This is a genomic window from Ralstonia sp. PBBBR1 (genome assembly GCF_002256165.1).
In the GTDB taxonomy this organism is placed as follows: Bacteria; Pseudomonadota; Gammaproteobacteria; order Burkholderiales; family Burkholderiaceae; genus Ralstonia; species Ralstonia thomasii.
The window spans coordinates 102,167-115,880 of the sequence record NZ_NKIL01000002.1; the positions used below are offsets into that span (position 1 = coordinate 102,167).

The 13,714-nt window shown below is 61.7% G+C and carries 13 protein-coding genes and 1 tRNA gene; 11 read left to right on the top strand and 3 right to left on the bottom strand.

The genetic code is table 11. The features are described 5' to 3' along the window. Window positions 1-5: 5 nt before the first annotated feature. The 8 genes from CFE42_RS00505 (at window position 6) to CFE42_RS00540 (ending at window position 8,964) form a co-directional block, all read left to right on the top strand. On the top strand, window positions 6-3,125 hold the full coding sequence (locus CFE42_RS00505; protein ID WP_004627051.1) for an efflux RND transporter permease subunit: 3,120 nt from the start codon (window positions 6-8) through the stop codon (window positions 3,123-3,125). Between the two features lie 150 nt (window positions 3,126-3,275). Further along, window positions 3,276-3,362: transfer RNA gene (locus CFE42_RS00510), tRNA-Leu, on the top strand. 194 nt (window positions 3,363-3,556) lie between these two features. After that, a complete protein-coding gene (locus CFE42_RS00515; protein ID WP_004627049.1) occupies window positions 3,557-3,694 on the top strand; it encodes a hypothetical protein in 138 nt (45 codons plus the stop codon). Between the two features lie 589 nt (window positions 3,695-4,283). Continuing rightward, window positions 4,284-5,690: a cytochrome-c peroxidase gene (locus CFE42_RS00520; RefSeq protein ID WP_004627046.1), complete on the top strand. Its 1,407-nt coding sequence runs from the start codon at window positions 4,284-4,286 to the stop codon at window positions 5,688-5,690. Between the two features lie 37 nt (window positions 5,691-5,727). Beyond that, complete coding sequence (locus CFE42_RS00525; RefSeq protein ID WP_004627043.1) at window positions 5,728-7,104, top strand: porin; 1,377 nt, start codon at window positions 5,728-5,730, stop codon at window positions 7,102-7,104. 35 nt (window positions 7,105-7,139) lie between these two features. Continuing rightward, window positions 7,140-7,700 carry an FMN-binding protein gene (locus CFE42_RS00530; RefSeq protein WP_004627041.1) on the top strand — a complete coding sequence of 187 codons (561 nt, stop codon included), beginning with the start codon at window positions 7,140-7,142 and terminating at the stop codon, window positions 7,698-7,700. 29 nt (window positions 7,701-7,729) lie between these two features. After that, window positions 7,730-8,479 carry an FAD:protein FMN transferase gene (locus CFE42_RS00535; RefSeq protein WP_238563712.1) on the top strand — a complete coding sequence of 250 codons (750 nt, stop codon included), beginning with the start codon at window positions 7,730-7,732 and terminating at the stop codon, window positions 8,477-8,479. Window positions 8,480-8,496: 17 nt separating this feature from the next. Next, on the top strand, window positions 8,497-8,964 hold the full coding sequence (locus CFE42_RS00540; protein WP_004627037.1) for a hypothetical protein: 468 nt from the start codon (window positions 8,497-8,499) through the stop codon (window positions 8,962-8,964). 108 nt (window positions 8,965-9,072) lie between these two features. On the opposite strand, the gene CFE42_RS00545 is transcribed toward CFE42_RS00540, so the two are convergent. Continuing rightward, window positions 9,073-9,387, bottom strand: coding sequence for a hypothetical protein (locus tag CFE42_RS00545; RefSeq protein WP_004627035.1), 315 nt, complete (start codon window positions 9,385-9,387; stop codon window positions 9,073-9,075). Window positions 9,388-9,421: 34 nt separating this feature from the next. Next, window positions 9,422-10,351: a LysR family transcriptional regulator gene (locus tag CFE42_RS00550; RefSeq protein ID WP_004627034.1), complete on the bottom strand. Its 930-nt coding sequence runs from the start codon at window positions 10,349-10,351 to the stop codon at window positions 9,422-9,424. Window positions 10,352-10,564: 213 nt separating this feature from the next. Here CFE42_RS00550 and CFE42_RS00555 point away from each other — a divergent pair, with 213 nt between their 5' ends. The 3 genes from CFE42_RS00555 to CFE42_RS00565 all read left to right on the top strand — a co-directional run bounded on the left by CFE42_RS00555 (window position 10,565) and on the right by CFE42_RS00565 (window position 13,365). Continuing rightward, window positions 10,565-11,884: an MFS transporter gene (locus CFE42_RS00555; RefSeq protein ID WP_004627032.1), complete on the top strand. Its 1,320-nt coding sequence runs from the start codon at window positions 10,565-10,567 to the stop codon at window positions 11,882-11,884. 26 nt (window positions 11,885-11,910) lie between these two features. After that, window positions 11,911-12,663 carry a hypothetical protein gene (locus tag CFE42_RS00560; RefSeq protein ID WP_004627030.1) on the top strand — a complete coding sequence of 251 codons (753 nt, stop codon included), beginning with the start codon at window positions 11,911-11,913 and terminating at the stop codon, window positions 12,661-12,663. Window positions 12,664-13,149: 486 nt separating this feature from the next. Next, complete coding sequence (locus CFE42_RS00565; RefSeq protein ID WP_004627029.1) at window positions 13,150-13,365, top strand: hypothetical protein; 216 nt, start codon at window positions 13,150-13,152, stop codon at window positions 13,363-13,365. A 138-nt stretch (window positions 13,366-13,503) separates the two neighbouring features. On the opposite strand, the gene CFE42_RS00570 is transcribed toward CFE42_RS00565, so the two are convergent. Beyond that, complete coding sequence (locus CFE42_RS00570) at window positions 13,504-13,692, bottom strand: CsbD family protein (RefSeq protein WP_004627028.1); 189 nt, start codon at window positions 13,690-13,692, stop codon at window positions 13,504-13,506. Between the last annotated feature and the right edge of the window lie 22 nt (window positions 13,693-13,714).

The following is a 13,714-nucleotide window of genomic DNA, read 5'->3' on the forward strand; positions in this document are numbered from 1 at the left end:
CGCGTATGGAACATTCCCGTTTCAACCTGTCACGCTGGGCGCTTGAACATCAACCGCTCACGCGCTTCTTGCTGGTGGCGCTGTTGCTCGGCGGCATCTTTGCGTATTCCAAGCTGGGGCAGGATGAAGATCCGCCCTTCACCTTCCGGGCGATGGTCGTGCAGGCCTTCTGGCCCGGCGCCACGGCCGAGCAGATGTCGCGCCAGGTGACCGACAAGATCGAGAAGGCGCTGCAGGAAGTGCCGTACGCCTGGAAGATCCGCAGCTACTCCAAGCCCGGCGAAACGCTCGTCACCTTCCAACTGGCCGACACGTCGCCCGCCAAGGAAACGCAGCAGCTTTGGTACACCGTGCGCAAGAAGGTGGGCGATATCGCGCCGACGTTGCCGCAAGGCGTGCGCGGGCCGTACTTCAATGATGATTTCGGCGACGTGTATGGCTCGATCTATGCGCTATCCGCCGATGGCTTCACCTATCGTCAGCTCAACGACTACGCCGATGCGATCCGCCAGCAATTGCTGCGCGTGCGCAACGTCGCCAAGGTCGAATTGCTCGGCGACCAGGACGAAAAGATCTACATCGAGTTCCAGCAGGCGAAGCTGTCGCAGATGGGGCTCGACATCAACAGCATCGCCACGCAGATCGGCCAGCAGAACAACATCGGCCCCAGCGGCGTGCTGGTGACGCCGACCGACAACGTGCAGATTCGCCTGTCAGGCCAGTTCTCGGACATCCGCGATCTGGAGAACCTGACGCTGCGCGGCCCCGGCGGCACGACCAATATCCGCCTCGGCGACATCGCCACGGTCAAGCACGGCTACGTGGACCCGCCGCACGCCAAGATGCGCTTCAACGGCAAGGAGGTGATCGGCCTGGGCATCTCGATGACCAAGGGCGGCGACATCATCCAGCTCGGCAAGGACTTGCGTGCCACGGTTGACAAGATCCGCGCCAAGCTGCCGATGGGCATCGAGATGCAGCAGGTGCAGAACCAGCCGAAATCGGTGCAGAGTTCGGTGGGCGAGTTCGTCCATGTGCTGATCGAGGCGGTGGTGATTGTGCTGGGCGTGAGCTTTCTCTCGCTCGGCTTGCACACCAAGCCGAAGCTGCGCATTGACGTGTGGCCGGGCCTGGTGGTGGGCCTGACGATCCCGCTGGTGCTGGCGGTGACGTTCCTGTTCATGAACATCTTCGACATCGGCCTGCACAAGATTTCGCTCGGTGCGCTGATCATCGCGCTGGGTCTGCTGGTGGACGACGCGATCATCGCGGTCGAAATGATGGTGCGCAAGCTGGAAGAGGGCTTCTCCAAGATGGAGGCCGCCACCTTCGCATACACCTCGACCGCCATGCCGATGCTGACCGGCACGCTCATCACTGCCACGGGGTTCCTGCCCGTGGGGCTGGCGCGTTCGACGGTGGGCGAATACACGTTCGGCATCTTTGCGGTGACGGCATTGGCGCTGGTGCTGTCGTGGTTTGCAGCGGTGGTGTTTGTGCCGTATCTGGGCTTCCTGCTGCTGCGGACCCAATCACATGTGGATGGCGGTGTGCACCACGAGCTGTTCGACACGCCGTTCTACAACCGATTCCGCGGCTGGGTGAACTGGTGCGTGGAGTACCGCAAGACGGTGATCGTCATCACGCTGGTGGCGTTTGGGCTTGGCGTGTTCGGCTTCAAGTATGTCGAGAAGCAGTTCTTCCCCGATTCCAGCCGCCCAGAGCTGATGGTCGAGCTGTGGTTGCCCGAAGGCTCCAGCTTCAACCAGACCGAAACCGAAGCCAAACGCTTTGAAGCCCTGATGCGCAAGGAGCAGAACGTCGACAGCGTGACGCTGTTCATCGGCTCCGGCGCGCCGCGCTTCTACCTGCCGCTGGACCAGATCCTTCCGCAGACCAACGTGGCGCAGGCCATCGTGATGCCCACTTCGCTGGAGGCGCGCGAGGGAGTTCGGCAACACGTCATCGGGTTGCTCAAGTCGCAATTCCCGCAGTTGCGCGGCCGCGTGAAACTGCTGCCGAACGGGCCGCCAGTGCCGTATCCGGTGCAGTTCCGCGTGATGGGCCCGGACATTGGCGGGGTGCGCAAGATTGCCGATCAGGTCAAGGCCATCATGAGTGCCAATCCGAACACCGTCGGCGTGAACGACAACTGGAACGAGAACGTCAAGGTGCTGCGCCTGGACATCGACCAGGACAAGGCGCGTGCGCTGGGTGTGTCGACCGGTTCCATCTCGCAGGTGACGCAGACGGTGATGTCCGGCGCGCCCATCGCCCAATACCGCGACGGCGACAAGCTGCTCGACATCGTGATGCGTCCGCAGGAAGACGAGCGCAACACGCTCGACGCGCTGCAGCGCGTGCAAGTCCCGACCAGCAGTGGCCGTACGGTGCCCCTGACGCAGGTGGCGCGAGTTGGTTTTGCGTGGGAACCCGGCGTGATCTGGCGCGAGAACCGCGACTACGGCATCACCGTGCAATCCGACGTGGTGGACGGCGTGCAGGGCCCGACCGTGACCGCGCAGATCAACCCGTTGCTCGACAAGATTCGCGCGGACTTGCCGCCGGACTATCAGATCAAGATTGCCGGTGCGGAAGAGGAGAGTGCCAACGCGGGTGCGTCCATCGCTGCGCAGATGCCGCTGTGCATTTTCATCATCTTCACGCTGCTGATGCTGCAGCTGCACAGCTTCTCGCGCTCGGTGATGGTGTTCCTGACCGGGCCGCTGGGGTTGATTGGCGCGGCAGCCACGTTGCTGCTGCTGCGCGCCCCGATGGGCTTTGTCGCGCAACTTGGCATTACTGCGCTGATCGGGATGATCATCCGCAACTCGGTCATTCTGGTGGACCAGATCGAGCAGGATGTGGCGGCCGGCGTGCCGACGTGGAATGCCATCGTCGAGGCGGCCGTGCGTCGTTTCCGGCCGATCATCCTGACTGCGGCGGCGGCGGTGCTGGCAATGATTCCGCTGTCGCGCAGCGTGTTCTGGGGCCCGATGGCCGCCGCCATCATGGGTGGCCTGATCATCGCCACGGTCTTGACGTTGCTGTTCCTGCCGGCGCTGTATGCGGCGTGGTTCCGCGTTAAGCGGCCCGATGCGCAAGCGGTCGCCCCGACGGTCTGACGTTTGCGCCCCGGCAGCCGGTGCGAGGGAGGGGGAGTCGACCCCCTACACCACGTCAAATCGGGTAGGGATGGAAACCCCCGAACGACTGCGATATAATCGCGGGCTTCCTTTCCGGCGCCCCTGCTCAGGGGCGCCGCGATCCATCCGGCGAGGGTGGCGAAATTGGTAGACGCACCAGGTTTAGGTCCTGACGCCAGCAATGGTGTAGGGGTTCGAGTCCCCTCCCTCGCACCAAAAATCCCTTTAAAATCAACGGTTTAATTTTTCGGGTTGGCGAAAATCCAGCCGCTTTTTGCCAGTTTGGCGTCCGATTTGCCAGCATTTCCGGCGAACTTTTCCACCGCCCTGGAACCGGCCTCGGCATCCATCGGCCGTAGACGCGCGCGATCATCGTCCAGTCCGCGTGGCCCATCTGCTTTGCGACCCACATGGGGTGTTCGCCGGCAGAGAGCATCGTCAACGCATGGGTGTGCCTGCCTGACAGTGGCAAGGCCAAAGCCGGGCAGAGCAAAGCCAAGAAGGCGGCCAAGGCGACCAACCTGGTCATTCCGGCGCAGCCCAAGTAACGAGACCCCGCGCGTTCGCAATTGCGGCCGCATCCAAACAGCCCGCCACCCGGCGGGCTTTTTCATTTCCTCGCCATGAACCAACAATCCTTCAGCAAGGCTGCAGCCTCGCCGCCTGCGCTCGCCTGTCCATGGAGGGCGCAGAGCCACCCCGCGCGCTGGGCAGTGGGCGCATGAATGGCAGAGCAAACGGGTTGGGGCGCGCTGCTGCGCGTGGTTGCAGCAGGCGGCCTAACGCTGGATGGGAGGCCGCAAAGAATGACGATCAGCCAAAACGACGTGCTCACCGCCATTGACATCGTGGCGCTTGTGGCCAGTGGGATGCGGAGAAACTGAGGTATCTGCAGGGGAGGGAGGGGCGCTTGCTGCGGCCGGAGTTTGCGTTCCACAGGTGCCAGTGAGGCCCAAATTGTGGGTGCAAGGTGGGCGGCGCCCACGAAACGAACGTGCGTCGGCCGCGCGCGGGAGACCTCTTGAAAAAATGCAGGTGATTTCCTTTGGACATTCGCATAGAATGCGAACGCGAATTGTTCCTATTACCATTAATTGAGCCGCCTTAGTAGGCTAAAGAGCTTGCCGCGTCAGGGAAATGAAAGCAGAGAAATGTGGAGGAAGCAGCGCACAAGCCCGACTGTGGCGTGCGGCTCGCTTGGTGCTGTCGGCCGCGGCGTCCGCCGCGCTGGTGTCGGGATGCGGCGGTGGCGGAGATAGCGCTAGCACGTCTTCCCCCGCGGCAACAGATGGCCTGTCGCCCCTGGCGCAGGTCGGCAAGCAAATCTTTTTCGATCAGACGCTCTCGGCCTCGGGCAAACAGTCTTGCGCGTCGTGCCATGACCCGGCGCGCGGTTTCACTGATCCGAACAATCTGGCCGTATCGATCGGCGGGCCGAATTCCGATTTGCCCGGCCTGCGAAACACGCCGTCGCTAAATTACGCTTCGTTCACGCCCAACTTCAAGATCGACAGTACCGGCAAGGCTTCCGGCGGTTTCTTCCGCGATGGCCGGTCTGCGTCGCTAGCGGACCAGGCACAGCAGCCGTTCACCAACGCGTTTGAGATGGCCAACCTCTCGGCCGACGATGTTTTCAAAACGCTGTTGACGCGCCCTTACCTAGAACAGTTCAAGGCCGTGTTCACCCCCGCCGGCATCCAGGACAGCGCGAACGCCATGCAGAGCATCGGCCGCGCGCTGGCGGCCTTCCAATCTGAAGACCCGAGCTTCCACACCTTCGACAGCAAGTTCGACGCCTACCTCGCCGGCAAGACAAACCTGACGGATGCCGAGACGCGCGGCCTGCTGCTGTTCAACAACCCGACCAAGGGCAACTGCAACGCTTGCCATATCTCCACAGGCAAGGGCAGCACGCCGGCGTTGTTTACCGATTTCACGTACGACAACGTCGGTATCCCGCGCAACTGGAGCATCGCCGCCAACCAGGAAGGCACCACGCTGCCGTACGTGCCGAAGAACGGCCTGGCGCTGGGCAATCCGAACTACAGCTATTACGACCTCGGCATCTGCGGGCCGCTGCGTACCGACTTCCGCGTAGGTGGCTCGACATGCGGCAAGTTCAAAGTGCCGACGCTACGTAACATCGCGCTGACGCCACCGTATTTCCACAACGGCGTGTTCCAGACGCTGGATCAGGTGGTGGCGTGGTACATCACGCGCGATACCGACCCCGGCCGCTGGTACGTCAAGGCCGACGGCACACCCGATGTGCCATACAACGATCTGCCGGCCGCCTTCGATGCCAACGTGAACGTGGCCGAAGTGCCATACAACCCCGGCACCGCGCCGTCGCTGACGAACCAGGAGATGAGCGATCTCGTGCATTTCCTGTGCACGCTCACCGACGGATTTGATCCGGCCAACCCGTCGGCCTATCGCGTGCCAGCGCAATGCAGTTCCACCGCAGCCAGCGTGGGTGCCGCCCGTATCCAGACCGTCTCTGCCAGCGGAGCCACGCAGAGCAAGACGGCAACAAGCAAGTAAGCCAATTCAAAATTTCAAGACCAGGGAGCGTCACAGCATGAAACGAACCGCCTTGTCGGTAGCCGCCGCCATTGCGCTGATGGGGGCCGGCGCAGCCAATGCCGCCACCACCGCGCAACTCGAACAGAAACTCGACGCCATGGCCGCGCAGATTGAAGCGCTCAAGGCCGAACTGAAAGAGGTGAAGGCGCAGAACGCGACGCTCGCCACGCAGCAGCAGACGCAGGCGAAGGCACAGGCACAGCAAACCGCGGCCCTGCAAGACGTGCAGCAGACCGTGCAGACGGCACAGCTCGCCTCGACCAGGCCGTCGCCGCTGGACAACCTCACGCTGTGGGGCTACGGCGAAGCCAACTACAGCCGCCCGACGCGCCGCTCCGAAGACACCAAGTTCGATCTCGCGCGCGCAGTGTTCGGTATCGGCTACAAGTTCGACGACAAGACGCGCTTCAACTCCGAATTCGAGATCGAGCACGCCATCACGTCGGCCACCGACTCGGGTGAATTCGAAGTCGAGCAGTTCTACATCGACCACAAGCTGACCGACAAGATCGGCCTGAATGCAGGCCTGTTCCTGATCCCAGCGGGGTTCATCAACCGCAACCATGAGCCGACCAACTACTACGGCGTGCATCGCAACTTTGTCGAGACGCTGATCATCCCGAGCACGTGGCGTGAGGGCGGTCTCTCGCTGTACGGCGATACCGATTTCGGCCTGAACTGGAATGTGGGTCTGACTACCGGGCTGGACCTGGCCAAGTGGAACTTCAACCCGGAGAACCCGCTGTTTAAGTCCGCGCTGGAGATGCAGAACAACGCCATCGCCCCGATGCAGACCTCGCACCAGGAACTGGGGCTGGCCAACGCCAAGAACCTGTCGCAGTATGTGGCGCTGAACTACACCGGTATTTCGGGCGTAACGCTGGGCGGCTCGGTCTTCACGGGCAAGAGCAGCCGGTCGAGCACCGAAGCCGTGCTGCCTGAACAGCGCGCCACGCTGTACGAAGCGCACGCGCGCTGGACACCGGGCAAGTGGGATCTGTCTGCCCTGTATGCACGCGGTACGTTCAGCAACACCGCTGCCGCCAATCAGCTGAACCCGGGTGCCGCCAACCCGATGCCGGCGGCGTTCTACGGCTGGTATGCACAGGCGGCCTACAACCTGTGGCAGAAGGGCGACTACCGCTTCGCGCCGTTCGTCCGCTATGAACGCTACAACATGGCCGAGAAGTACGAAGGTCTGGCTCCGGGCTTCACGATGCCTGCCGGTTGGCCCTCGCTGTCGGACACCGTGTACACCATCGGCGCGAACTTCTATCTGAACCCGAACGTGGTCTTCAAGGTGGACTACCAGCGCTTCAAGCAGAACCGCGATTTCTCGCGTGTGGATCTGGGCCTGGGCGTGTCGTTCTAAGCCGCGGGAGCGGCAAATCCAAGGAGGTGCAAGCCATGCGTTACCAGCCAGTGCCCATTGTTCTTGTCTGTGCCGCCGCCGTGGGGGCGCCGGGCATGATTGTCACCAAGGCGTTTGCGGCGGACTACCTGTCCGCTGCCGAGACCCAGAAGGCAATGTTTCCCGGCGCCACAGGCTTTGAGCCGGTGCCGCTCACGCTCTCAGCCGACCAGCTCAAGCAGTTGGCCGAGCGTGCGGGCGGCCCGGCCAAGCCGGGTGCGTGGCGCGCATGGCAAGCCAAGCAAGGTGATAAGACGCTCGGCTACTTCGTGACCGACGCCGTCATCGGCAAATTCGAGCTCATCAACTACGCCGTGGCCTTGAACACCGCTGGCGAGATCAGTGGCGTGGAAATCCTTACCTACCGAGAAAGCCACGGCTACGAAGTCCGCAACAAGCCGTGGCGCGCACAGTTTCTGGGCAAGTCGGCCAAGTCGGCGCTGCGTGTGGGCGATGACATCAACAACATCAGCGGAGCAACGTTGTCGTGCACGCATCTCACCGATGGCATCCGGCGCATTGCGGTGATGGCGCAGTTGGCGCTCGTCCAGCGCTGATGCTCGCGACTTGCCGGCGCGCGCGCCCGTTGCTCGGCACCCTGGTCGACGTGCAGGCTGAAGGGTCGGAGGCGGAAGCCGCCGTGGCGGCCGCGTTCGACGAGATGGCCGCTGTGCACGCATTGCTCACTTTTCATGCGAAGGACAGTGAACTGCAGGTCATCAATCGCGCGGCGCCGGGTGAGAGGCTCATTGCAGATCCTCGGACCCTTGCCGTTCTGCGCCTTGCGGCTGAACTGCATATCGTGTCGGAGCGCGCATTCGATTGCCGTGTCGGCCCCTCCGACTTGCTCGCGGACAGGCGGTTTCCCATTTCCTTCGACGGCGACATCGTCGTCAAAGAAACCTGCGCATACATGGATCTTGGAGGCATCGCCAAGGGTTTTGCGGTGGATTGTGCGATCGAGGTGTTGCGCACCTTCGCGGTCGAGCGCGCGATCGTGAATGCCGGCGGCGACCTGCGCCACCACGGCGCCTGGCCGATGTCGGTGCAGGTGCGTGACCCGCAAAACGCTGCCCGTGTTGCAACGTCTGTGCTGCTCGACAACGCGGCACTGGCGAGTTCGACGGCTGGCGGTTTTGGCGCAGTCGCCGAAAGTGCATCCCGCATCCGCGATGCTCGCGGCAGGTTGCTGCCACCGCTTGCCGGTGCAACGGTGCAGGCACCCACCTGCATGCTGGCCGACGCGCTGACCAAAGTCGTGCTTGCCACTGGCGATGCAGCGCATCCGCTGTTGAGACGGTACGGCGGGGCTGTGGTCGTATACTCGCCAGCTTAGCCGGCCGACAGTACTCCATGTCCGTTCCACCACGCTTCTCCCTCCATCTGCGCGAAAGCGCTTTTCGCCTTAGTCCGCGACGGCGCTGGCTGGTCTATGGGGTATTTGCTGCCCTGCTGGTTACGGGGCTCGCCTGGCTGGTCCTGCATTTTCTAGACGACGGCAGCGAAGGCGGAACGCTGGTGCTCGCTTGGAGCATGAAGCTGCACGGCGCGGCCGCCATGGCAGTGCTTTACCTGTTTGGAATGCTGTGGGCGCCGCATATCCGTAACGCATGGATGCGAAAACGTAATCGCGCAGCCGGAGCGTTGCTCGGCTCCCTCGCATTGATGCTGGTCGTCACGGGCTATGCGCTGTACTACGTGAATGGCCAGTTGTTGCGCCAAAGTGCAGAGTATCTTCACTGGTCTGCGGGTCTTTTGTCGTGTGTCGCCCTGTGGGTACACATCGCGGTCGGACGCCGCAAGCGCAAGGTGGCCGTGTAAAGATTGGCTGGCAGTCTTGCGCGCAGGCGCTCGCTCTGCTTTAAGTCTCACTCTGAGCGCCGCATCGCATGGCCGAAGCCTCCAGCGATGCGTCCCGCAGTTTGGCGTCTACACCCCCGCCTCAATCAACTCCGAAATCTGCACCGACGCCCGCGCAAAATCAGTCAGCGCGCGGGCGCGCTCGTGCCGATAGGTGCCGGCGGAGATGACAGCGGGCTCTTTGGCGTCGTCGTGCTGCAGGACGATGAGCATGCCGGTGTAGCGGTCTGCCTGGTAGAGGTGTTTGTTGAGCAGTTGCAGCGCGCGCTCGACGTCGGCGGGTGTGCGGGCGGCGGTACGGTGCGGTCTAGGCCGAATGCGAACAGTCTGGAGAAGGGTGTGTGCGTTGGTTGACCGGTCTTCGGGTCTTTGAAAGGCGCGCACGCCATTGACCGGACAGCTTGCACGGCGGCTTCATCTAGGAGGACGTCGCCGCGGTGCCATTCACTGCCGGTATTTCAGCAGATTGCTCGCGCTGAAGGTGATCGAACAGGAGCCGTGCCGCCGGTGTCAGTGTTTCCACGTTGCGCACGCACATCGATAGTTCTCGCTGGGCCCACGGTTCGTCCAGACGCAGGATCTTCATTTCCGGCATGCTATACGCGCTGGTACTGCCCTTTGGCAATATGCCGATGCCCATGCCGGTCTGCACCATTAAACAGAGCGCATCGTAACTGGATACCTCCATCCGCGGCGAGAATGTGCGGCCGGATTCGTTTGCGGCCTGCAGCATCTGGTAGTGCAGGTGTGTCCCACCGTGCAGGGACACAACGTCGAAATCAAGTACTTCATCGAAGCAAACGCTGGCGCGGTCCGCAAGCGGGTGATCCGCTTGAAGCAAGACCACGAGTTCATCGGTGCGAAAGGGGTGGATCTCGACGCTGGCCTCATGCGGCATGCGCGTAAAGAGCCCAATATCGGCACGGCTTTCGGCGACGCTCCGCGTGATCGCGAGGCTCTCCATCTGTTCAAGGGTCACCCGGATATTCGGGTGCTTTTCCATGAACGATTTCAGGAGCGCGGGCAAAAACTGGGTAATCGCGGAAATATTGGCGAGCAGGCGAACCGATCCCCGCTTGCCATGCGAGTACTCCCGCATCTCCGAGACGATGCCGCTGAGGTCGTTCAGGACACCGCGCGCCATGTACATCAGCGCCGTTCCGGCTTCGGTAGGTTCGATGCCCTTATTGCTGCGAATCAGGAGTTGCGATCCCAGAAGCGACTCCAGCTCGCTGAGCCGGCGACTCACGGCGGCCGCGGCAATGTGTTCGCGCTGCGAGGCAGCCGCAATGGTGCCTTCCTCAAGCACGCTGATAAACAGGCGAAGTGATTGCGGATCCAGTTTCATTGGCGTGCGTGATCCAGTGGCCCTGGCTGCTGAAGCACCATCGCAATCTGCGATGGTGAGCTCGCGAATGATTGATGTACCAACATTGGTTGGGCTTCTAACATTCATCCGCCCAGAGTTAGTCGCATGGCGCAAGTGTAGCCGCAAGCTCGAAGATCTGTCGGCCTCTTCCCACAAGCGGACAAGACCTGGCAATAACGAACGGAGACCAAATTGACTATCAACTCATCGCCAGACGCCGCAAGCACCGGGGCGTTCCGGCAGCCTGCTCTTTCGTCTACCGTACAGCGCTATGTGACGCTCGGTGGTTCCTGGGCGGCATGGCTGTTCGATGCGCTGGACGCGACCATCTTCGGTTTCGTGATGCTTGCGATTGCGAATACCTTTTCCGTTGGCCTGAGGGATGTCGTCTCCACTGTCGCATGGTTTCTGCTCGCAACAGGGATCGGTGGGCTGTTTCTCGGCAATATCGCGGACCGGATCGGACGCAAGAAGACCATTCTCGCGTCCGTGTTCATCTATGGCACCGGAACGCTGCTGTGTGGCTTCGCATCGAGCGTGCTCGAGCTGAATGTCTACCGATTCTGCGTCGGTGTGGCCGTGGGTGGCCTGTGGTCCGCTGCATCGGCACTGGTGTCTGAGATCTGGGCCCCGGAGGGCCGCGCCAAGGCCATCGCGTTCATGCAAACCGGTTGGTCAGGCGGCGGACTCCTGGCGGCATGCTTCGCATGGACGCTACTCGACCCCTCGAACCCCGATTCCTGGCGCAAGCTCTTCATCTACGCATCGATTCCTGCATACGTCACGTTTGTATTCATCCTGCTGTTCGTGAAGGAGTCGCCGGTCTGGCTTGCTAACCGAACCTACAAGGCGAAACACGCGAAGAAGTCGAGCCTGTTCGAGATATTCCGCCCGGCCTACCTGAAGATGACCCTGCTGGGCCTGTCGATTTCGATCTTCGGCATGTACGGGTACTGGATCATCACGACCTTTACCCCGACCTATCTGCAGAGCATCCTGCATGTGCGTGTGGACCAGGCTCCGGTGTTCCTGATTTGGACCGGCATCGGTGCCACGATAGGCTATCTCGTCTACGGCCAGCTTGCCGAATTGATTGGTCGCCGCAAGTCGTTTGCGCTGTTCTTCCTGGGCATGGCGATCATGGTGCCGGTGTTCGCATACGGCGCGACATTGATGCCACTGACGGACGGAAAACTAGCATTCACAACCCGCAACATCGTCGCCATTGGCGTCCTTGCGGCACTGCTCGGTTTCTTTACCGGCTACTTCAGCGGCTTCGGCGCCTGGTATTCCGAACTGTTCCCCACCAGCATTCGTTCCACGGCGGCAGGCTTCTGTTTCAACTTTGGCCGCGTGGGCGCCATCCTCGGTATCAAGCTGGTGCCGATCCTGATACCGCTGATCGGATTCACTGCGACGATTTCGCTGGCATCGGTGTCCTACCTCATTGCTTCGGCCATGGTGTTCCTGCTTCAGGAAACCAAGGGCGTGCGTCTCACCAGCGACAACTAATCTCTTCTCGAAGGAAGCCTCTGATCATGAAGAATTTCCGCATTGGGCAAATTGTCCCCAGCTCCAATACCACGATGGAGACCGAAATCCCGGCGATGCTGACCTCCCGCTACGCCGAGTTTCCCGATGAACGTTTCACGTTCCACTCAGCCCGCATGCGCATGATGCATGTCACGCCAGAGGAACTGAAAAACATGGACGTGGCAAGCGACCGCTGCGCGCTTGAATTGAGTGATGCCCGCTGCGATGTCATGGCATATGCTTGCCTGGTCGCCATCATGAGCCAGGGCCGTGGCTATCACCGTGTTTCGCAGGAACGTCTGGCCAGGATTACCGAGCAGAACAATGCCCCTACGCCTGTGCTCAGTTCCGCCGGTGCCCTGATAGACGCCATCCATGTACAGGGCTACAAGAAGGTAGCAATCATCACGCCATACATGAAGCCGCTCACGCAAACGGTGATCGACTACATCGAGGATTCCGGTATCGAAGTCACCGATTCAATCAGCCTGGAAGTGTCGGACAATCTTGCCGTGGGTCGGCTCGATCCGGCAAACCTCGTCGGCCATGCGGATCGCCTCAACATCAGCGGCGCCGATGCGGTCGTGCTGTCGGCATGCGTGCAGATGCCGTCGCTGCCATCAATTCAGGTGGTCGAAGACCGGCTCGATCGGCCTGTGTTCTCGGCGGCGACTTCTACGGTCTACCAGATGCTGAAGACGCTTGGGCTGAAGGCCAAGGTTCCGAATGCAGGTTATCTGCTGTCCGGAGCATTCTGAAGCGAGCAAACCAGACTGATTGAAGATGCCATGACGACGACCTCCGCAAGAATGGTTGCCATCCTGGATGCCCGCCAGGGCACCGCCCGCACGGTGGCCGACTAGTCGCCCGTGAAGGGGAGGGCGGAGATCGTCGTCTTTGGCGACCACGTCGACGATGAAGACTTCACCGTCGAGCGACTGCGCGATTGATGTGATTCGCGCGATGTGCGAGCGCACGTCCTGCCTGCGCAACTTGACGTAACGAGGCCATCGGTGTCATCGAGCAGAGTTGTCGACGCGAATGGAAAACCACCGGCGGCTATCACCCCCGCTCGCCGGCGACGTATCAACCCTGATTCCGGCGCAGGATCTCGCACGCGCGCGGCAGTCGAAGCTGGGTCTTGAGCTGGTTGAGGAGCGGCCCGGCGGTCTGCGTTACAAATGCGGGAATGGCTATTTCACGCTGTTCCAGTCCGCCGGAGGTGCCTCCGGGCCCATACGCAAATGGGCAGGGAAGTCTCTGACATCGAGGCGACGGTTCGCGAGCTGCGGCAGCGCGGGGTGACGTTTGAGGAATACGGCCTTCCTGGGCTGAAGACCGTCAACAGCGTTGCACGCATTGAAGGAAATTACCCGTCCAAGGCTGGGGCGGCGGAAAAGGGGGCGTGGTTCCGAGACAATGAAGGCAATCTTCTGGCCATCGGGCAAACCGTTTCTTGAGCGCGACTCTGGGCCGCTGCACGTTGCGATGGCAGCATGCCTGCTCCGCTATGGGCGAAAAAAAGGGCGACCGCCCGGTCGCCCCCCTTCTAGGCCATGCGCGTCAGCACCGCGGTGCCGAAGCCATGCGCGCGCCAATCAGCGGGACTTCTTTGCAATGTCCTTCGCTGCTTCCTTGACGTCTCCCGCGTCCTTGCGCGCTTGGCCGCCGGCCTGCTGGAGGTCGCCCTTCAGCTCGCGTGCAGGATTATTGGTCGCTTTGCCCAGGGCCTCGTTGACCTTGCCCTTCATCTTCTCGACAGTACCTTTCACTTGATCCTTGTTCATGGTCTGCTCCTTTGAAAAAGCG

Excerpts from the sequence above, each read along its gene's own strand:
- CFE42_RS00565 (WP_004627029.1), top strand. The coding sequence starts at position 13,150 with ATGGGCAGGGAAGTCTCTGACATCGAGGCGACGGTTCGCGAGCTGCGG.
- CFE42_RS00560 (WP_004627030.1), top strand. The coding sequence starts at position 11,911 with ATGAAGAATTTCCGCATTGGGCAAATTGTCCCCAGCTCCAATACCACG.
- CFE42_RS00570 (WP_004627028.1), bottom strand. The coding sequence starts at position 13,692 with ATGAACAAGGATCAAGTGAAAGGTACTGTCGAGAAGATGAAGGGCAAG.
- CFE42_RS00520 (WP_004627046.1), top strand. The coding sequence starts at position 4,284 with ATGAAAGCAGAGAAATGTGGAGGAAGCAGCGCACAAGCCCGACTGTGG.
- CFE42_RS00505 (WP_004627051.1), top strand. The coding sequence starts at position 6 with ATGGAACATTCCCGTTTCAACCTGTCACGCTGGGCGCTTGAACATCAA.
- CFE42_RS00540 (WP_004627037.1), top strand. The coding sequence starts at position 8,497 with ATGTCCGTTCCACCACGCTTCTCCCTCCATCTGCGCGAAAGCGCTTTT.
- CFE42_RS00550 (WP_004627034.1), bottom strand. The coding sequence starts at position 10,351 with ATGAAACTGGATCCGCAATCACTTCGCCTGTTTATCAGCGTGCTTGAG.
- CFE42_RS00515 (WP_004627049.1), top strand. The coding sequence starts at position 3,557 with ATGGGGTGTTCGCCGGCAGAGAGCATCGTCAACGCATGGGTGTGCCTG.
- CFE42_RS00530 (WP_004627041.1), top strand. The coding sequence starts at position 7,140 with ATGCGTTACCAGCCAGTGCCCATTGTTCTTGTCTGTGCCGCCGCCGTG.
- CFE42_RS00525 (WP_004627043.1), top strand. The coding sequence starts at position 5,728 with ATGAAACGAACCGCCTTGTCGGTAGCCGCCGCCATTGCGCTGATGGGG.